16 protein-coding genes are annotated in these 19,120 nt (G+C 57.8%); 10 read left to right on the forward strand and 6 right to left on the reverse strand.

Features of this window, described 5'->3' with window-relative positions; translation table 11 throughout:
* Window positions 1–272: 272 nt before the first annotated feature.
* The 3 genes from VNM72_07580 to VNM72_07590 all read left to right on the forward strand — a co-directional run bounded on the left by VNM72_07580 (window position 273) and on the right by VNM72_07590 (window position 6,511).
* Entirely contained in the window at window positions 273–1,664 is a 1,392-nt protein-coding gene (locus VNM72_07580) for an aspartate kinase (protein ID HXF05260.1), read from the forward strand.
* Window positions 1,661–2,719 (forward strand): aspartate-semialdehyde dehydrogenase, encoded by a 1,059-nt coding sequence (gene asd / locus VNM72_07585; GenBank protein HXF05261.1) that lies wholly within the window; start codon window positions 1,661–1,663, stop codon window positions 2,717–2,719. Before VNM72_07580 ends, asd begins: the two co-directional genes overlap by 4 nt.
* 378 nt (window positions 2,720–3,097) lie before the next feature.
* Window positions 3,098–6,511 carry a TonB-dependent receptor gene (locus VNM72_07590; protein HXF05262.1) on the forward strand — a complete coding sequence of 1,138 codons (3,414 nt, stop codon included), beginning with the start codon at window positions 3,098–3,100 and terminating at the stop codon, window positions 6,509–6,511.
* A gap of 121 nt (window positions 6,512–6,632) precedes the next feature.
* Here VNM72_07590 and VNM72_07595 read toward each other — a convergent pair whose 3' ends face one another.
* On the reverse strand, window positions 6,633–8,117 hold the full coding sequence (locus VNM72_07595) for a methyltransferase domain-containing protein (protein ID HXF05263.1): 1,485 nt from the start codon (window positions 8,115–8,117) through the stop codon (window positions 6,633–6,635).
* A gap of 209 nt (window positions 8,118–8,326) precedes the next feature.
* On the opposite strand from VNM72_07595, the gene VNM72_07600 reads away from it, so the two are divergent.
* From VNM72_07600 to VNM72_07620, 5 genes are all read left to right on the forward strand, one after another.
* Window positions 8,327–8,881 (forward strand): CoA pyrophosphatase, encoded by a 555-nt coding sequence (locus VNM72_07600; GenBank protein ID HXF05264.1) that lies wholly within the window; start codon window positions 8,327–8,329, stop codon window positions 8,879–8,881.
* 249 nt (window positions 8,882–9,130) lie between these two features.
* Complete coding sequence (locus VNM72_07605) at window positions 9,131–10,270, forward strand: NAD-binding protein (GenBank protein HXF05265.1); 1,140 nt, start codon at window positions 9,131–9,133, stop codon at window positions 10,268–10,270.
* A 5-nt stretch (window positions 10,271–10,275) separates the two neighbouring features.
* Window positions 10,276–11,037: a 16S rRNA (uracil(1498)-N(3))-methyltransferase gene (locus VNM72_07610; GenBank protein ID HXF05266.1), complete on the forward strand. Its 762-nt coding sequence runs from the start codon at window positions 10,276–10,278 to the stop codon at window positions 11,035–11,037.
* Window positions 11,037–12,431 carry an MBL fold metallo-hydrolase gene (locus VNM72_07615; protein HXF05267.1) on the forward strand — a complete coding sequence of 465 codons (1,395 nt, stop codon included), beginning with the start codon at window positions 11,037–11,039 and terminating at the stop codon, window positions 12,429–12,431. Before VNM72_07610 ends, VNM72_07615 begins: the two co-directional genes overlap by 1 nt.
* A gap of 65 nt (window positions 12,432–12,496) precedes the next feature.
* Complete coding sequence (locus tag VNM72_07620) at window positions 12,497–13,288, forward strand: SDR family oxidoreductase (protein ID HXF05268.1); 792 nt, start codon at window positions 12,497–12,499, stop codon at window positions 13,286–13,288.
* A 62-nt stretch (window positions 13,289–13,350) separates the two neighbouring features.
* Here the strand turns inward: VNM72_07620 and ychF are convergent, their stop codons facing one another.
* A complete protein-coding gene (gene ychF, locus VNM72_07625; protein ID HXF05269.1) occupies window positions 13,351–14,442 on the reverse strand; it encodes a redox-regulated ATPase YchF in 1,092 nt (363 codons plus the stop codon).
* A gap of 628 nt (window positions 14,443–15,070) precedes the next feature.
* Between ychF and VNM72_07630 the strand changes: the two genes are divergently transcribed.
* Window positions 15,071–15,295 carry a DUF433 domain-containing protein gene (locus VNM72_07630; GenBank protein HXF05270.1) on the forward strand — a complete coding sequence of 75 codons (225 nt, stop codon included), beginning with the start codon at window positions 15,071–15,073 and terminating at the stop codon, window positions 15,293–15,295.
* Complete coding sequence (locus tag VNM72_07635; GenBank protein ID HXF05271.1) at window positions 15,292–15,666, forward strand: DUF5615 family PIN-like protein; 375 nt, start codon at window positions 15,292–15,294, stop codon at window positions 15,664–15,666. The genes VNM72_07630 and VNM72_07635 overlap by 4 nt, the downstream gene beginning before the upstream one ends.
* A gap of 356 nt (window positions 15,667–16,022) precedes the next feature.
* On the opposite strand, the gene VNM72_07640 is transcribed toward VNM72_07635, so the two are convergent.
* Genes VNM72_07640 through VNM72_07655 form a run of 4 tightly spaced genes read right to left on the reverse strand, consistent with a single transcriptional unit; the run spans window position 16,023 to window position 19,113 of the window.
* Window positions 16,023–16,268, reverse strand: a complete 246-nt coding sequence (locus tag VNM72_07640) for a hypothetical protein (protein ID HXF05272.1) — start codon at window positions 16,266–16,268, stop codon at window positions 16,023–16,025.
* Between the two features lie 58 nt (window positions 16,269–16,326).
* Window positions 16,327–17,358, reverse strand: coding sequence for a glycosyltransferase family 1 protein (locus VNM72_07645; GenBank protein HXF05273.1), 1,032 nt, complete (start codon window positions 17,356–17,358; stop codon window positions 16,327–16,329).
* Window positions 17,358–18,203 carry a hypothetical protein gene (locus tag VNM72_07650; GenBank protein HXF05274.1) on the reverse strand — a complete coding sequence of 282 codons (846 nt, stop codon included), beginning with the start codon at window positions 18,201–18,203 and terminating at the stop codon, window positions 17,358–17,360. The genes VNM72_07645 and VNM72_07650 overlap by 1 nt, the downstream gene beginning before the upstream one ends.
* Window positions 18,196–19,113: a glycosyltransferase family 2 protein gene (locus tag VNM72_07655; GenBank protein HXF05275.1), complete on the reverse strand. Its 918-nt coding sequence runs from the start codon at window positions 19,111–19,113 to the stop codon at window positions 18,196–18,198. The genes VNM72_07650 and VNM72_07655 overlap by 8 nt, the downstream gene beginning before the upstream one ends.
* Window positions 19,114–19,120: the final 7 nt, after the last annotated feature.

The following is a 19,120-nucleotide window of genomic DNA, read 5'->3' on the forward strand; positions in this document are numbered from 1 at the left end:
TGGGCCGGCAGGGCTCGCTCTCATGAAACCCTTGATTGAGAAACCATCGGTGAAGCGCCCCAAGTCACACGGCGCGTCCGTTCTCGTCTTGGGGCCGGATATCACAATCATGGAGGTGATCGCGCTCAGATGGTCGGCGCATTGCAAGAGCATCTCGCATGCGTGTAAAATCCACCTTTTCCGTCAAGCAGTAGAGCTGAGGGCTTCCACTGATTCGGAACGGGTGGGGGCAATGAATTCAAACAGCCTGTGAGTGAGTAGGGACGCCGGATATGATCGTGATGAAATTTGGCGGCACGTCGGTCGGGAGCGCTCAGAACCTCCGCCGCGTCACGGACATCATTCGTAATCATGTGAAGCAGCGGCCCGTTGTGGTCGTCTCGGCGATGAACGGGATCACGGATCTCATCCTGTCAGCCGCGCAGGCGGCGGCCATGGGACAGGAGCAGGAATTGAAGACGCGCCTCATCCAATTTGAAGAAAGGCATGCGACGGCGATCCGATCCCTCTTCCCCGAAGAGAAGGAACGCACCCGGCTGTTAAACCTGGTTGATCGGTTCAAAGAGGAATTACACCGGATTCTTATCGGCATGAGTTACCTCGGCGATGCTCCGCCCCGGGCTCTCGATGCCATCGTTTCCTTCGGGGAGAGGCTGCTGGCAGAAATTCTCGCGGCATACATGAATCGGCAGGGGCTTGTCTCCCGCGCCATCAATGCGCACAAGCTCATCGTCACGGATGATCATTTCGGAGCGGCCTCTCCGCTGATGGAACCGACGACCAGGCGTTGCCGGCGAATCATTCTCCCGCTGGTTCGGAAAGGAATTGTCCCGGTCATCACCGGCTTCATCGGGGCCACCAGGGAAGGTGTTCCCACGACCCTCGGACGTGGAGGTTCGGATTATTCGGCCGCGCTCATCGGTGCCGCATTGCGGGCACATGAGATCTGGATCTACACGGATGTAGACGGCGTGATGAGTTCCGATCCCAAGGTCGTACCCAACAGTCGCCCGCTCGAAGAACTCTCCTATCACGAGGTCGCCGAGTTGGCTTACTTCGGGGCTAAGGTCGTTCACCCGAAGACAGTCTTTCCCGCCATCGAACACCAGATCCCCTTGCGCATCAAGAACACATTCAATCCGGACTTCCCCGGCACCCGAATCGTTCGTCGCACATCGCCGATGAATCATATCGTCAAAGCGATTTCCGCCATCGGCCATCTGAGCCTGGTGACCGTCGAAGGAGCGGGAATGCTCGGTGTGCCGGAGATGACGGCCCGGGTTTTCGATACCATAGCGCGAGAAAAGATCAACGTATTACTCATCACCCAGGCATCGTCTCAGCAGAGCATCTGTTTCGTCGTGCGGCAGAGTGATGCGCCCGTCGTTCAGAAAGCGTTGCGAGAAGAGTTTGCGCGGGAACTTCGTCGGGGTGACCTTCAACGCATTGGCGTTCAGGATGGCGTGGCGATCATCGCCGTCGTCGGCGAAGGAATGAGAGGAACGCCGGGCGTCGCCGGACGACTCTGTTCGGCGCTCGGACGCGATGGCATCAACATCATTGCCATCGCCCAGGGATCATCCGAGCGCAATATCTCCCTTGTTGTGAGCGACAGGGAAAGAGCCCACGCCGTGCGGAGCATTCACAAGGAGTTCATCGGATGAGGAAGGAGAAGATTGCGGTCGGAATTCTCGGAGCCACCGGAGCCGTCGGTCAGCGATTGGTGGCGCTGCTGGAAAATCACCCGTGGTTCGAGCTTACCGAGGTGGCCGCCTCGGATCGGACGGCCGGTCACTCCTATGGGGAAGCCGTTCACTGGTTGTTGCCCTCACCGATTCCCGAAAAAATCAAGACCCTGAAAATCAAGGAATGTCTTCCCACCTTGAACTGCCAGCTCGTCATCTCCGCGCTTCCTGCTGATGTCGCCCGGTCGGTCGAGATGGAATTCGCTCGCGCCGGATATGTTGTCTCCAGTAATGCGAGTGCCTTTCGGCTCGAGCCGGATGTTCCTTTGGTGATCCCCGAAGTAAATCCCGATCACCTTCAATTGATCCCGCGGCAAAAGCAGCGACGAGGATTTGACCGAGGCTTCCTCATTACCAATCCCAATTGTTCGACCATCAGCCTCGTGCTCGTGCTCAAACCCCTTATGGAACGGTTCGGCGTGCGACAGGTCATGGTCACGACTCTTCAAGCCGTGTCAGGGGCCGGATACCCCGGCGTGGCATCATTGGACATCATTGATAACGTCATCCCCTACATCCCCCAGGAGGAAGACAAACTCGAGCGTGAGGCGTTGAAACTTCTGGGGCGTTGTGACGGAAAAGAAGTCTTCCCTGCACCGCTCACCGTGAGCGCCCAGTGTAATCGCGTGGCGACGCTCGACGGCCATCTGGAATGCGTTTCCATCAAGCTGGAGACGAAACCTTCAATGGAGGAGGTTATCTCGACCCTGGCGACATTCCGGGGACTCCCTCAGGAACTGAAATTGCCGACAGCTCCCTCGCACCCAATTATCGTGAGGTCAGAACCGGACCGTCCTCAGCCCCGGCTTGATCGTGAGAGCGAACGGGGGATGGCTTCGGTCGTAGGGCGAATTCGACCGTGTTCATTGCTAGATTTCAAGATGGTCATCCTCGGACATAATACGCTCCGCGGCGCAGCCGGAAGCGCCCTGCTCAATGCGGAACTGCTCGTCGCGCAAGGGATGGTGGGATAGGTGCCCGGGCAGACGGATCCGATGTAGCAAAGATTGTATCCAATCCGGGAGGACTAGCGGCTTCCATTTTTCTGGAAGCCGTTTCCGAAATTCTGGAAATTTTACGACCCCGCCGAAATCCTGAGAAATTCCCCCATCTCCGAGAGCGGCAAGCTCTTACCCCTGAATTTCCGGATTGAGGGATACACATGGCACAAGATTTGCATAGAGGAATGGTGGTATGGCAGCGGGAATATCGCCAGACAATGCGTTGAATTCCGATCCATCATGTTGCTCTGTCACAAGATGCAGGGCAACGAATTCCCCCTCATTTTTCTTTTCTCCGTGGAGCGTCTTTCGATGTCGCCCCGGAGCGAAACTCATTGAGGAGGCTTAAAGATGATTACCGGAACCATTTATAGGAACCGGCACTTGTTGCGTCTTTTGGTCTTTATGGGAGTCGCGTTTGCTCTCTGCCTGATGACAAGCGCGACCACTCTATGGGCGCAGACTGAGACGGGACAGATCGTTGGTACGGTGACCGACCCCAACGGGGCCGTCATTGCCGATGCCACGGTGACGGTGAAGTCTTTGACGACATCGGCGGAACGACGCACCAAGACACTGGCCGATGGGACTTACATCGTGGCCAATTTGCTTCCCTCGGTTTACGAAGTCACCGTGGAGGCTCCCGGATTCGCTAAAGCGACCAAGAGAATCCAGGTGATTGTCGGATCGAAAGTCACACTCGATTTCCAGCTCACCGTCGGCGCTCCCGTGGAAGTGGTCGAGGTGCTCGGCGAAGCCGGAGTTCTGGTTAACACCGAGACCCAGACGATCAGTCAGGTCATAGATTCCCGGAAAGTTGTCGAGCTACCGACGCTGACGAGGAATCCTTATGACCTGGTCACCCTTTCAGGTAACGTTTCGCAAGCGGACCCGACGGGAAGGGGCGCCGGGTTTGCGATCAATGGCCTGAGGGCGGCTGGAACTAACATTCTTCTGGACGGCGCTGCCAACAACGATGAATTCGTTGCCGCCGTTGGTCAGGCAGTCCCCCTCGATTCCGTCCAGGAATTCAGCGTTTTGACCAATAACTTCACGGCCGAATACGGCCGAGCTTCCGCGGGAATCGTGAACGTTGTGACCAAATCGGGAACCAACGAATTTCACGGGACCGTGTATGAGTTCAACCGCGTGTCGGCGACCACATCCAACAGCTTCCTTAACAACGCCAACGGGGTTCCTAAACCGGTCTTCACCCGCAATCAGTTTGGATACTCCATCGGTGGTCCCATTCTGAGGGACAAAATATTCTTCTTCCAGAGCACGGAGTGGATTCGCGTGCGAAGCACGGCGACGCGGTTTGTGGTTGTGCCGACGCCCCAGTTAATCGCGGCTGCGGCCCCCGCAACGCAAAATTTCTTCCGCACGTACGGGACGCTCAAACCCGGAGTTATCTCGCTGCGGACGATCACCCGGCAGGACTTGATCAATGCCGGGTCGGATCCTTGTGCGCCGGGATCGCTCTGTGATCGGACGCTCGGAGCCAATTTCCCGCTGTTCACCCGAATCGCCTACAATCGGCCGGCAAACTCCGGTGGTGGGAACCCGCAGAACACGATGGACCTGGTCGGTCGGGTGGATTGGACGATCAGCGACAAGACACAGCTTTACTTCCGCTACGCTCTGGAAGACGGCGAGCTGCAACCGGGGACCATCAGCGACAGTCCCTACCGGGGATTCGATACCGGACAGACCACCTTCAACAACAACCTGCTGCTGTCACTCACTCACACCTGGAACACCAATCTCGTGACCCAGCATAAAGTGGTTTACAACCGGTTGAATACCTTGCAGCCACATGCGGAACAACCGTCGAGCCCAACGCTCTTTTTCCGTGCTACGACGACGCGGTTCCTGGGAGACCTTGCCGCTCTGCCTGGATATTTGCCCTTTAGTCCGGGATCGGGAATCCCCTTTGGAGGACCGCAAAACTTCGGGCAGACCTATCACGACATCAATTACATCAGAGGCTCGCACCAGTTCCGGTTCGGCGGATCCTATGTCTACATCCAGGACAACCGGACCTTTGGCGCGTATCAGGATCCCTCGGCGACGCTGGGCCGAACGATCCAGCAGGCGATGGATAATTTCCTCCGAGGAGAGCTGTTCCAGTTCCAGTCGGCGATTGATCCTCAGGGGAAGTTCCCCTGCCGGAATCCGGCCGCGCCTGATCCGACCTGTATCGTAACCCTACCGGTCGGGCAGCCAAACTTCAGCCGCAGCAACCGGTACCATGAATTCGCCTTCTACGCGCAGGATTCCTGGCGTATGACGCCTCGGTTCACCCTGAACCTTGGTTTGCGGTGGGAGTATTTTGGCGTCCAGCACCATAAGGATCCGCGCCTGGATTCCAACTACTATGATGGTGGTGGCGGAAACATCTTCCAGCAGATTCGCAATGGCGATGTGGCCATCGTCCCCAACAGCCCCATCAAGGGCCTCTGGAAGAAAGATTGGAACAACTTCGCCCCCCGTATCGGGTTCGCCTGGGACCTCTTCGGCACTGGGAAGACGAGCCTGCGCGGAGGCTACGGCATCGGCTATGAGCGGAATTTCGGGAACGTGACGTTTAACGTCATTCAGAACCCGCCGAATTATGCAGTGATCTCCATCATAGCTGGTGTGGATGTTCCCACGATCCCGATCACGACCGATGTGGCAGGTCCGCTGTCAGGGCGAACCGGTCAGAAAGCCCTTCCGGTGGTGAGCCTCCGGAACGTGGATGCCAATATCGTTACGGCGTACGCGCACCTGTGGAGCCTTAGCCTGGAACATCAGGTCTCGCGCACCCTAGTCGTGGGGCTGGATTATAACGGCTCAAAGGGCGTCAACCTCTATTCGCTGGAGGATCCCAATCGGCCAGGAGCAGGAGCCGTCTACCTGGGCGATCCGTGTACGCCGGGCAACTGCAGCGTGCGGTTGCGGACAACCCAGTATACGAATATCAATCGGCGAGGTAATCGCGCTTTCTCCAACCACAACGCGTTCAACCTCCGAGTCACCGCCAATAATCTCGCCAATACGGGACTCACCTTCTCGGCCAACTACACGTGGGCGCACACGATTGACAACCTGAGTTCAACCTTCAGTGAATCAGCCAATAACTTCAACCTCGGACTGCTCGACCCCTTTAATCCTCGGCTCGATCGCGGGAATTCGGACTTCGACATCCGCCACCGGTTCGTCTTGGGAGCGATCTGGGATGTTCCCTTTGCCCGCAATACAAGCGGTGTTGTGCGGCGCGTACTTCATGGCTGGACGGTGGCTCCGATCTTCTCTGCCAGCACAGGTGCACCGTTTACGGTCTTCGACTGCACCAATGCCCAGTTCGCCGTTTGCCCGAGGATGTTCGTCACCGGTCCCGTTGAGCGAAAGGGAGCGGATAATCCTCCAGCCGATCCGACGACACCCGGGACATTCACCTATCTCAATCTCAGGGGGAAATTCGACTCCTCCTGGGTGAATCCCATCACCGGGAACTCGGAGCTTCCGCCCTTCCCACGGAATATGACTGGCCGTAATCTCTTCCGTGGACCGGGTTCTTGGATCCTCGATCTTGGCCTCTACAAGACGACCAATATTACCGAGCGCTTCAGCTTGCAGTTCCGCGCCGAACTCTACAATGCCTTCAATCACGCCAATGCGTTCGTCCTCGGCAGCGAGGCGGACGTTTCATTCCAGGACGTTATCCGCACGCAAAAGGACGGACGACGCAATGTGCAGTTCGCGCTGAAACTCATCTTTTAAGGGCCGAGGCGTCGGTCTTCTGATTTATCTTCCCCTGGGGAACAGAAACGTTCCCCAGGGGATCTCGCCAGAGCAATACAGGTCCTCTTGAGGAGCAAGAACTGCCCGTTTGTGAGGGCTGTCATTGATCCGGCTGGCGCCGGTACCACACGATGTGATCCCCGTCATCGGGACGATCCGAATAGATGACCGTCTTATATCCCACCGATCTCATCCTGGTACCCGGAAGTTCCAGCACAGCATTATTGGATAGGAGAAAGCCACCGGGGCGAAGCATCCGCTCAATATTGGCCAGAGCCAGGGACTGGTCCAGTACATCGTAGTAAACGAAGACATTAGTGGCGATGATGAGATCGAATCTTTCTGAGGACGGCAAAGTGTAGTGCTCGACGATGACGTTGAGATCGTAGGGTGTAATTTGGCGAACGACCTTCGGTCGTACGTGAACCGCGCGAAGCTCCAGCGGCCCGATTCCCCCCGGCACGGGCAAGGGCGAGACTGACCGCCCGATGGTCTCACCAAATCTCTGCCAGTAAGCAATCAGCTCGGGCGTCCACTTCAGGCGAGGATCGCGAGGAAGCTGAAGCGTGTAGCCGAGGCCACGTCGAGCCCGCTCACGTGCCTTTGCCAGATGGGCTGTAACGCGGGGACTGATGTCAAAGGTGACCACTTGCAAGCGATCGAGATCGGCCAGGCCTAATCGGATCAAGCTATCTATCAGGGCAAAAGGTTGAAGGCTCTGCTGGGGATAGAAATCGTATCCCTCCTGTTTGTCGGTGAAATCCAGACCCGGACCAATGATCGCGACGCGTCGGACGCTTCCGGAGGCCAAAAACTTTTGGTCGCGGAGAGCGCGAAGTGATTCTTCAATAGCCAGGTTCGGACGCAATGATGTGTCGAGGGAGAGACCCCGCTCGCGATAGAGCCTCGACCGTGCGGCAAATTCTTCGGTTGGATTTCCCAGCGCGCGGGCAGCACGAAGGGCGTTCTCATAACTTTGCTGCTCGTCTAAAACCCGCCGGAGGTTCACGAGCAGGTAATCCCGCAACTGCCGCCGGCCCGCCGGCGTATCGGGAGTGTACCCTCGCTCTCGCACAAAGTGACGGAGAAAGATCAGCCGTTCATTCCGCCCCGGCGACGCCAGCCCCCGAATCAGATCGTCAATCCGTTCCTCAATTACCTTCCCGACGATCACCGATAAATCTCGTGCCTGAGCGACCTGCCCTGTGACGCCTGATTCCAACATTCGGGCGGTCACGCGCGGCTGCCGGGTAAAGGACGTCCCGAAAAGGAGAAAGTTGACGAGGGAATCCTCGTCGCCCCGAATCAGCCGGGCGCGAATCTCAGCATCATGTTTTTTGATCCACTGCTGCCATCGGACGGGCAACGTCTCAACCGGCCCTTTCTTCAGGTCGTCAGGTAGCAGGTCAGCCAGTTGCGCAAGCACAGGTCGCGCTTCCTCATACGACAGGTACCGCCGTTGACCGGTCGAGCCGACGGAAATATCTCCATCCGCGGCCAAAAGGGCTAGCATGAGGAAGCAAACAACCACCCATCCCTGACGATTCTTCATCGGGAAGCGGACGCCCGGTTCTGACGCCGACAAGTAACCTCTCCTTATGCCGAATCCCCTGTCAGAGGAGGCAGTTTAGAAGATCGCCTCCTCGGCGGTCAAGACAGAGAGAACGCCCTGTCGCTATAGGGAATCCCCCCGTAGAATGGTATGATTAGTGCCCTTCACGATCGCCGGTAAAGCCGGACGTGATAGCAACCAGCGAGTGCAGCATGACGAGCGATTGCGACTGGGTTGAAAGAATGAAGCTCAAGATCGAGCCGGTGGGGCCATCTCCCCTGGAGGCTCACGGGACGCAGGCTGCTGTGGTCGTCATAGTGCGTCTGAATCAGGGCGTGCCCGAAGTCCTGCTCATCAAGCGGGCAGAAGCTCCCGACGATCCCTGGTCAGGCCATCTTGCCTTGCCCGGAGGCCGCGTCGAGCGCGATGATGCCACCCTGGTGGATACGGCCATCCGGGAAACCGTCGAAGAGGTGGGAATTGATCTGACCCACAGCGGAACGATCCTCGGACAACTCGAACCCGTCTCTCCCCTCTCCCCTTTCGTGCCGAAAATTTCTGTCACTCCGCTTGTCGCCATCGTGCGGTCCGACGTGACTCTTCACATCGGACAGGAAGTTGAACAAGCGTTCTGGATGCCCCTTGACGAGTTGAAACGTAACGGGAGATCCGAAACGGTCGTGAAGGTCATCGGGGAGCACTCGTTGAGCTGGCCCGCCTACCCATCGCCCTACGGTCCGATCTGGGGAATGACCGAGAGAATCCTCACTCAGCTTCTCTCGTTACTGGAGGAGTAGCCGATCAATGAAGGGAAAAGGGCGAAGGACCTCCGGCTCACAAGTGGAGATAAGCTTGAAAGCAGGTGTTACGCATAGCGCACACTTTGCAGCCCTGGGAAGGGGTAGCCCAGACTTTCCAGTCCGCGATCCCGACGCAGGCTGGAACGGATGGGTCCCAGGAATGGCACCCCACCACAGATGGATAGCCGGGACGATCCGTTTTGGTTGGTGTCCATCTGTGATTACTTTTGGGAGGAGAAATTGAGCATGAAAATCGTCGTTGTTGGTTATGGTCGCGTCGGCCGACGGGTTGTCGCCGATCTCGTCGAGCGTGGTCATGAGGTGACGCTTATTGATCAACAGGCGATCCGACTGGAAAAGGCCATTGAGATGCCGGATGTCAAACTGGTTCAGGGCAACGGAATTGACGCAGATGTACAGAGGCAGGCGGGCGTTGAGCAAGCCGATGTGTTTCTGGCCGTCACGCGTGAGGATAATGTAAACCTCATGGCCGCTCAGGTGGCCCGGACGCTGTTCCATGTTCCTCATGCCATCGCCCGCGTTTACGAACCGAGTCATCGCCAGGCCACCGATGATCCCCATCTGTTGACCGTGTGTCCGACCGACTATGCTGTGGAAGCGATTCTCAAGCAGGTCGAGAGTCTTCCCGGTGCACCCCCCCGGAAGGAGACCTCACCATCCCCGCGCGTTGCCGTTCGGCCCCGACCCACGCGCGTGACCGATGAATCGCGCTACATTCTCGTCATCGGTGGAGGGAAGGTTGGCGTCAATCTCGTGCGTTCCCTTACCCAGAGCGGTCACGAAGTGGCGCTCATCGAGGTTGACCCCGCCCACGCCGCTTACCTGTCAACCAGTTTGGATTGCACGGTCATCGTCGGCGATGGCACTCTGGGACCAATTCTGGAAAATGCCGGAGCGGCTCGGGCGCGCGTCTTCGTAGCAGTGACGGGCAAGGATCAGGACAATCTCATCGCCTGTCAGCTCGCCAAGCACGTCTTTCGCGTTCCGAAAACCATCGCCCGTGTGAGCAATCCGAAGAACCAGGAGATCATGCTCCGGCTTGGGGTTGATGCAACCGTCAGCTCAACAGCAATCATTGAACAGATGATTGAGCGCGAGCTGCCCACGATCAAGATCAAAACCCTCTTGAACCTTCGAGGAGCACAGGCTCAAATCAACGAATACCTTCTGGAAGAAACGTGTCCGGTCGCCGGTCAGGCCCTTAAAGACATCTCCTTCCCACCAGATTGCAACATTATCGCCATCGAGCGGAATGGTTCGGTGATCATCCCGCGTGGCGACACGCGCCTTGAGGCTGGAGACATGGTGATTGCCCTGGTGACGTCGGCCGCTGAGCCTGAACTCCGTCGTCTCCTCGGGAGCTGAGTCCTATGGCTGTGCATCGTTTTTATGTCTCTCCCGAATCCATTCACGGAACAGATCTGGTCCTCGGTCAGGAGGAATCCCACCATCTTCGTCGCGTGCTTCGGCTGAGAGAAGGCGACCGCGTGGTAGCCTTCGACGGCACGGGACGAGAATACCTCTGCCGGGTTGAGCGCGTGGTGGATGATCGCGTCCTTCTTCGCATTCTCAAAGAAGACGCGCCACCCGTTGAATCGCCCCTCCTCATTCGTCTCGCGCAGGCTGTCATTAAAGGCGAGAAGTTCGACTTGGTCGTTCAGAAGGCGACAGAATTGGGGGCGACGGAGATCGTCCCTCTTATCACAGACCATTGTGATCCCTGGGTCCACCGATGGGAGCGATCTGACAAACTGCTCCGATGGCGGCGAATTGCCATCGAAGCCTGCAAACAGTGCGGTCGAACTCGCATCCCTCCGGTGAGCGATCCCATTCCCGTCGCCGAGTTTTTGATCCGCCGCCCGGGCGTTACCGTTATGGCGGTGGAACGCGGCGGGAAACCATTGACCAGCCTGGAGGAAGCTTTTCGCTACGATCCTCCTCGCGAAGTCAACATTCTCATCGGGCCGGAGGGAGGATGGTCATCGCGGGAACGCGAACTGGCCGAGGAAGTCGGGGCGCGACAGGTGACACTCGGCCCACGCATTCTTCGGACGGAAACCGCCGGAATCGTTCTCACCGGCATTGTTCAGTATCTGTGGGGCGATCTTGCAAAACGGGGGGCTGCCGCGTGATTGAGCTTCAATTTCTCGGCGCTACCCAAACGGTCACTGGTTCGAAATTCGTTCTCCGCACGGAGGATTGCTGCGTCCTTGTGGACTGCGGACTGTTTCAGGGCTTGAAGGAGTTGCGGCAACGCAACTGGGAGCCCCTTCCGCTCTCACCTGACGACCTGGATGCCGTCATCCTCACGCATGCTCACATTGATCACACGGGATACGTTCCTCGCCTCGTTCGCCAGGGCTATGAGGGCCTCATTTTCGGCAGTCGGGCCACGGTTGATCTGTGTCGGCTGCTTCTGCCCGACTCAGCCATGCTCCAGGAGGAAGATGCCCGCCACGCAAACCGTCAGGGCTACAGCAAGCACAGTCCCGCTCTACCCCTCTACACGGTGAAGGATGCGAAAGCTGCTCTCCGTTTAATGAAGAGTGTGCCCTACGGTACTCCGGTTCGCCTGTCATCCTCGCTGGAATTCCAGTTCATCCCCGCCGGTCACATTCTCGGTTCCAGCTTTGTGAGCGTCACCTGTCGTGTGAATCGCCGCACCGAGCATCGCATCCTGTTCACGGGGGACCTGGGGCGATACAACGAGCCGGTGTTGAACGATCCGACCCCAGCGCCCGATGCCGATTACCTCATCATCGAATCCACCTACGGCGATCGGCTCCACAGCAACGAGGATCCAAAGGCTCGCCTGGAAGAGATCATCACCGCCACCGCCGGTCGGGGCGGACAGGTGATCATTCCGGCTTTTGCCATAGGGCGAACTCAACATCTGCTCTATTTGTTGCGGGAGTTAGAGGCAGAAGGGCGGATTCCCATTCTCCCCGTCCGTGTGGATAGTCCTATGGCCGTTGATGCCACGGAAAAATATCTGGCGCATACCGAAGATCATGATCTCGATATGAAGGCCCTTCTGGCTCAAGGCAAGAATCCCTTCCGCACCCACGACTTTCAACTGTGTCGGTCGCAGCGAGCATCACAGGCACTTCTTCGGGATCACCGTCCGATGATCATTATCTCCGCCAGCGGTATGGCCACCGGCGGACGGATTCTTCATCATCTTCGCGCGCGATTGCCCGATGAGCGGACGACCGTTATCTTTGTCGGATTTCAAGCGGAGGGGACGCGCGGACGCCGTCTGCTGGAGGGAGAGTCGGAGATCAAGATCCATGGTGAGATGGTCCCCGTTCGCGCCCGCATCGAGCGGATTGATAGCCTCTCGGCTCACGCCGACCAGGGCGAAATTTTGCGCTGGCTGAGCACACTGCGCAGGCCGCCACGACAGACCTTCATCGTTCACGGCGAACCTCAGGCCAGCCGGTCGCTCGCCGGGAAGATTGAAGGCGAGATGGGATGGAAAGTAACCATCCCTTCTCTCGGCGAAACAGTGAGGCTTGACGGATAAGTGCGGATGATAGTTGACGCTAGGCTACAAACCGATACACCACATTTTTTGGAGGGAGTCGGAAAATGGATCTGGGATTGAAAGATCGGGTCGCACTCGTTACGGCAGCAAGCAGGGGATTAGGTCGAGCGGTCGCTGAAGGATTAGCCCGGGAAGGAGCAGCCATCGTTATGTGCTCCCGTTCTCAAGAGGCTATAGAGCGCGCCGCCCAGGAGATTCATCACATCACGGGAACCCCGGTTCTCGCCGTCCAGGCCGATGTCACGCGCGAGCAAGACATCTCGCGCCTGGTCACGCTCGCGCTCGATCGGTTTCAAAGGGTAGATATTCTCGTCTGCAATGCCGGTGGTCCCCCGAGCGGCCCCTTTCTGAATTTTTCCACCGATGACTGGAGGCGGGCCATCGAACTGAATCTGCTCAGCACGATCATGCTCTGTCGCGCTGTTGTGCCCCGGATGAAAGAACACCGATGGGGGCGCATTATCAACATCACGTCGGTGGCGGCCAAGCAACCCATTGACGGACTGATTCTCTCCAATGCCGTTCGTCCCGGCGTTCACGGGTTCGCCAAGAGTTTGGCCAGAGAACTCGCTCCGTACAACATCACGGTCAATTGCGTCTGTCCCGGTTACACGCGAACCGAACGGGTTGTCGAACTGGCCCAGAAGATGGCCGCCAGTGAGGGGATTTCCGTGGAAGACATCTACCGCCGATGGGAAAGCCTTATCCCCATGAAGCGCCTGGCTGAGCCCCGGGAATTCAGCGATCTGGTTGTGTTCCTCGCTTCCGAGCGAGCCAGCTATATCACGGGCGCGTCCATTCAGGTAGATGGTGGGTTCATCGCTGGGATCTTCTGACGACGCTCGGCTCCGATTGGCGCAGCCGGTGGCTCTATCGGCCTGAACGAGGGGCAAAATCGTTAGACATGGAAGCGGAAATAGATGACGTCGCCTTCCTGAACGATGTAGTCCTTCCCCTCCAGGCGAATCAAGCCGTGTTCACGCGCCCGCGCGAGCGACCCTGCTGCAACCAGCTCCTTATAGGGGATAACTTCGGCAGCGATGAACCCGCGCTCCATGTCCGAATGGATGAGCCCGGCAGCCTGAGGCGCTCTGGTTCCGCGCCGGATGGCCCACGCATGAACTTCCTTCTCATTGCCGGTGAAAAAGGTAATCAGCCCGAGAAGCTGAAATGTTTTTCGTACCAGCTCCATCACACCCGGTTCCGTCAAACCAAGACTCGACAGATACTGAGCAGCCTCATCCTCCGTAAGCTCAACTAAGCCGGCTTCCAACTCGGCACAGAGGACAACAACTTCTGTCCCTTCGGCTTGGGCATACCGGCGGACAGCACCGACGAGATCATTCTCCTTGGTCAGATCGGCCTCGGCCACGTTAGCCACGTAAATCTTCGGCTTGGCTGTCAGCAGGAAGAGTTCGCGCACGACCGCACGTTCAGCCTCGGTCAGAGTCAGCCGTCGAACCGGAGTCCCCTCGTTCAATGCCGTCTGAAGCCGGTCGAGAATCTCAAGCTCAGCCAAAGCCGACTTGTCCCCTGCCTTTGCGAGTTTCGCCGTCTTTTCCCGCCGTCGGGTAACGGTAGCGAGATCGGCCAGAGCGAGTTCTGTTGCCACCGTCTCGATGTCACGAATCGGATCGAGAGTTCCCTCCACGTGGGCCACACCTTCGGCGGTAAAGCAACGAACGACTTCGACAAGGGCATCCACCTCCCGGATATGAGCGAGGAACTGGTTCCCCAAGCCTTCGCCTCGATGCGCTCCCCGGACGAGTCCGGCGATGTCAACGTACTCAATCGTCGTGGGGACCGTTACGTTCGTACGATAGATCTTGGCCAAAAGAAGAAGGCGTTCGTCAGGTACCGCGATGATTCCCACATTCCGGTCAATCGTGCAGAAGGGATAGCTGGCCACCTCAGCCTTCTGCGCATGGAGCAGAGCATTAAAGAGCGTGGACTTCCCCACATTGGGTAGTCCGATGATGCCTACTCGCAGCAAAGCCCCGGCTCCTTTCCCCGGAAATCCCGGGCCCCAACATTCTACCTCGCAACCAAAGGAAAAGGAACCGACATCAAGAATTCCCGGTCAGGGCGAGGAATCCTGGTGAGCGGTCAGCTTCAGGGGCAGGTAGAGTGAGAGTCGAACCAGGCAAGCCCACTGTACCAATCCACCTCGGACCGCGCTTCCCGTGGGCGTGTACCGCACCCCTGTTGGTATCGTTTTATAAGCCGCCTTTGAGAGTTAATCCCCACGGATCACTCATCCGCTGGCACTTTTCATCCGGTGGCAAACCCATCTTCATTCTTCGTAGTGTGCTGTTACACCTGGAGGATCCACCTGAACACCACCTCCCAACGGATGAATGGTTCCAAAGGGCCAACCCTCAGTCAGTACTTTCCGTTAAGATGAGAGTGAGGATCGACAGGGAGATCAATTGACGGCAAAAAGGGGCGGTTTAACAGTGCAACCGACGAGGGAACCCATCGAACCCGCCAGGGGAGCAGAGTATCATTTTAGCCGAAGCGAGATTTGACAGGCCTTGTCCCGGCTTAAGGAACTACAAAAGGGCACGGAAACAGAGTAAACTATGACATGTAGGCAGAAAACCCGGAGGTGAAAAAACATGAAATTTGAACGCATTACAGTAGATCCGAATGTTTGCACGGGAAAGCCATGCATCCGTGGGCTTCGATTCCCGGTTTCGCGCTTGCTTGGACTCTTAGCCTCCGGAGAGACGAAGGAAACGATTCTCACGGCCTATCCCTACCTGGAAGCCGAGGACATTGATGAAGCCTTGCGCTATGCCGCTTTTCTAGCCGAAGAAGAGACAGTGGAGTTCGCTCGGTGAAGTTCCTCATTGATATGCCGCTATCATCAAGGTTAGCTATCTGGCTCGCGCAACAGGGTCATGATGCTGTACATGCGCACGAGCTTAGCTTAGCTCGCGCTTCGGATGAAGTGATCTTGAAGTGCGCTCAAAGGGAGCAACGGGTGCTCGTGACGGCCGATTTGGACTATCCCCGTCTTCTGGCGTTGACACGAGCGGAAGGGCCGGGCCTGATCCTCTTCCGTGGCGGGAATTACAGTGAGCAGGAAGCCGTAGACCGTCTCAGGCGAACTCTCGAAATCATTCCGCACGAGGAGTTGCCAACCTCCATCATTGTCATCGAGAAGGAGCGGATTCGTCGGAGACGGCTTCCGCTTGAACCAAGCCCTTAATGTGCAAGAGAACGACTTCGCCTAACACAGGCATCCGGCCGACGTCAATAAAAACGGCGCGGCTGACGTGCAGGCCGTTAGGGACCATCATCTAAAAACCGAGAACGGAAGTAGAACAGGAGCACGCGAGAATTCCGGGAATTTCCGGGGAGGCGAGGAGTCGTGGGGAGCGGTCAGTTTCAGGGATGAGTACGGGGGTGATCCGAACCAGATAAGGCCAATGTGCCAACCCACCTCCGACGCGCTTCCGCCGGGCGTGTGCCGATGCCCCACTGTGATCACCTCAGAAGCCTCCCTTGAAAATCATCTCCCCAGGGATGAAAGGTTCCCACGGATCACTCATCCGTTGGCACTTTTCATCCGTTGGCAAACCCATTTTCATTCTTCGTGGCGTGCGATAGCGCATGAGCGATTCCCTTGAAAATCTCCTGGAACCGCGTGCCTCCCGCGTGCTCGGTGGAACTAATGGCCACGGCTGCTGGCTGGATGCGCCCCCAGGTTTTCATATTTGCGGCATGCGATAGCGCATGGGAGATTTCTCCGAAAATAGTCCCCTTCTTCTTCCTGAAACCGACGCGATACCAGCTCCACAACTGCTTCATATTTTCTTCGCCGGAGATTTCTCGAACCGAAAAGTAGACGGCCACCCGCCACGAGACTTCAGTCCGACGAAGACCGATAGGACGAGGATCCACCTACCACGTGCGAAAATATCCGCGCATGCTCAGCGGCTGAGCGGCTCCAACTGAACGCCTGGGCGCGCCTAAACCCCTGCTCCCGCAACTGCTGCCGCAGGGAATCCTCTGTGATCAACCGTCGCATCGCTTCAGCGATCTCATCCACCGAATACGGGTCCACCAGCAGTCCCGCTTCCCCCACGACTTCGGCGCAACCCGTGCGGTTGGACGTGACCACCGGACATCCACAGGCCATCGCTTCCACGAGCGTGAGACCGAACGTTTCCCGCAGCGAAGGCGCGACGAGTCCCAATGCCCCTCGATACCACGCGGCAAGCTCGGTCTGGGGAAGAAGCCGTCGGATGACCTTCACTCCCCGAATTCGAAACATCGCTAGCATGCGCCAATCCCAGGGCGAGAGCACGATGAGATCGGGGCGAGAGGATTCCGGCAGCCGGGCATACGCTGCGAGAACTCGCTCGGTGTTTTTCATCGGGTTTCCCCCGAAGATATGAACCAGATACGGGCGCTCGCGCACGAGGACGTCTCCGTCCGGCCTGAACAGCGCGTGGTCAACGCCGTGCGGGACGACATGAACTCTCTCAAGTGGGACATCGAAAACTTCCGAAGCTTCCTGCGCGGCGAATCGCGAAGGTGCGATCACTGCCGTTACGATCTCTCGAAACCACCTTCGATCTCGCAGGATTCGAGCCTTCAGCCAGGGGTGATAAATGCGGGCGACCACCCATTCTGCCTTCGGGACATAAGCAGACGAGAAGATACGCGCTCCGTGGAACGTCACAATGACGGGAACACGGCTTTCCCGTAAGATCGGGGGAATCGGGCGCATTCCCAGGCCGGGATCCCAGACCAGGTCGCAATCGGGAGGAATCCGCCCCCTCCTGCGCATCGGGATTACGTGAATTCCCGAAGCCACAAGGATCCTCGCCAGGTTTTCCCGATACACCCGATGACTGGGAGCGTCCACCGAACGCATCAGCATGCCCAGGCGCATCACTGGCCAACCTCGGCAAGGAGTTGTTCTACACTCTCCCGCGAGTAAAAATCCCAAAACGCTCCATCGCTCTTGAGCAACCGCTCTCCCAGAGCGCGCATGAGCGAGGCGTCGTAGAGCGAACTCGCGTTTCTGCTCCGCAAGGAGACGGTCAACTCGGCAGCCTCCGGAACGATCACGCTGAGCGCGCGCCCACCAGTGGCGATGATGTCTTCGTAGCGAAGGATCACCGTCTCCGGAAGCACGCGCCGATAGGTCTCGAAGAACCAGTCGAGAAGATAGAGCTGCCTCTCCCACCGATCCCCGATCCGGGAGAGTGTCCTCCGGAGAGACGGATAGAGCCATTCGCCCACGGGTACACGCCCCTTATTCAGCGACAGGGAGACGGAATTCCACGAGGCGAGCACGGCCAGGGGATTGCGAACGACGGCGTAAACGGAGAAGTGATGTATTAATTCGCTCAGGAGCACTGTGAAAGGACCCGGATGCTTCACGATGAGCCAGAAGCGCATGGAGAGGCGTTTCGCAACGTGAACCTTTCCGTATCGAGCCACATGGCGACGCAATGGCCCGACGCGCTGCTCCTCCACCGGATTCGCGGGGATCTCTCCATCAATGTGGAGGGATGGGACCGGGCGCCCTGCAGCGAGGCGCTCGCGGACCTTAATGAAGAATCGCCGAAGGCCCGAACGCGCTAATCTTCGGTCCCAGCGACCGAGCCAAAATCGCACGCCCATTGGTGGTTCAACCAACGCGACGACATCGGGGAGCTGGTTGAGTAACCAGCAGGCAAGCGTCGTCCCTGATCGAGGAATGCCCGTGAGGACGATATCACGCTCAGACATGGTGCCCTTCCATTCCATCGGTCAGAAAGGGCTTCAGATACGCTGTGACGGTATGACGATCAAGGAAGAACTGCAAAAAGCCCTCCAGGCTCTGTCGAGCGATGGCGGAGAGGGGGAGATCGTGTTTCTTTGCCAGACGCATGCCGTTGGCGAATGCTGCCCGTAGCGTCTTCACGAGATTTTGCCGAAAGGACATACCACCCCCCTGCGGTCCCCCATGTTCGACGAACGTCGAAGCATCCACGAGCAGTTGGAATCCGGCCTTCCGCGCCCGGAGACAGTAATCGTCATCTTCGTAGAGTCCGTGCGCGAAGGACTCGTCCAAATACCCGATCTCTCGAATGAGATCGCCCGAGATGGCGAGACAGAACCCGATGAGCCGGGTGACAGGAATCACGCGTCGTCCGACGCGCCGTCTCAACTCGCGGGCGAACGCCTCGATGCGCTCCAGTTCCGCGGGCGAGAAATCCTTCAGACGCGGGAAGAGGCGCGTGTTTTGATACCCGCATACCCAGTTGGTTACCGGGCCGACCAGCCCGGCCCCACTCTCGTGGCGCAAAACGTCCAGCAACCCGTCCAGCGACCCCCGCGGGAGATAGACGTCGTCGTTCAGAAGGATCACATGGTGCCCATCGGCTCGGCGCATCCCGCGATTGTAGCTTCCTCCGAAGCCACGGTTATGATCGTTCTGCAAGAACTGGAAATCCCCAAAGACGCGTCGAAATTCCGCCTCATATTTCCCCACCAGCATGAGGGTTTCCTTCCGAAGGGGAGATGCATCATCAAGTAAGATGAGCTGCTTATCCGCCGAACCGTTCCGCACAAGACTCGGAAAAAAGAGCCGGTCTATGACCTCCAGCACGGCAGGGCCGGCATTATACATAGATGTCACAATTGTGACTGCAGACATTTCGTTC

It is taken from the genome of Blastocatellia bacterium, from assembly GCA_035573895.1.
In the GTDB taxonomy this organism is placed as follows: Bacteria; Acidobacteriota; Blastocatellia; order HR10; family HR10; genus DATLZR01.

Coding starts and splice junctions, on each gene's coding strand:
- VNM72_07590 (HXF05262.1), top strand. CDS start 3,098: ATGATTACCGGAACCATTTATAGGAACCGGCACTTGTTGCGTCTTTTG.
- VNM72_07620 (HXF05268.1), top strand. CDS start 12,497: ATGGATCTGGGATTGAAAGATCGGGTCGCACTCGTTACGGCAGCAAGC.
- asd (HXF05261.1), top strand. CDS start 1,661: ATGAGGAAGGAGAAGATTGCGGTCGGAATTCTCGGAGCCACCGGAGCC.
- VNM72_07630 (HXF05270.1), top strand. CDS start 15,071: ATGAAATTTGAACGCATTACAGTAGATCCGAATGTTTGCACGGGAAAG.
- VNM72_07655 (HXF05275.1), bottom strand. CDS start 19,113: ATGTCTGCAGTCACAATTGTGACATCTATGTATAATGCCGGCCCTGCC.
- VNM72_07645 (HXF05273.1), bottom strand. CDS start 17,358: ATGCGCCTGGGCATGCTGATGCGTTCGGTGGACGCTCCCAGTCATCGG.
- VNM72_07600 (HXF05264.1), top strand. CDS start 8,327: ATGAAGCTCAAGATCGAGCCGGTGGGGCCATCTCCCCTGGAGGCTCAC.
- VNM72_07650 (HXF05274.1), bottom strand. CDS start 18,203: ATGTCTGAGCGTGATATCGTCCTCACGGGCATTCCTCGATCAGGGACG.
- VNM72_07580 (HXF05260.1), top strand. CDS start 273: ATGATCGTGATGAAATTTGGCGGCACGTCGGTCGGGAGCGCTCAGAAC.
- VNM72_07640 (HXF05272.1), bottom strand. CDS start 16,268: ATGAAGCAGTTGTGGAGCTGGTATCGCGTCGGTTTCAGGAAGAAGAAG.
- VNM72_07605 (HXF05265.1), top strand. CDS start 9,131: ATGAAAATCGTCGTTGTTGGTTATGGTCGCGTCGGCCGACGGGTTGTC.
- VNM72_07610 (HXF05266.1), top strand. CDS start 10,276: ATGGCTGTGCATCGTTTTTATGTCTCTCCCGAATCCATTCACGGAACA.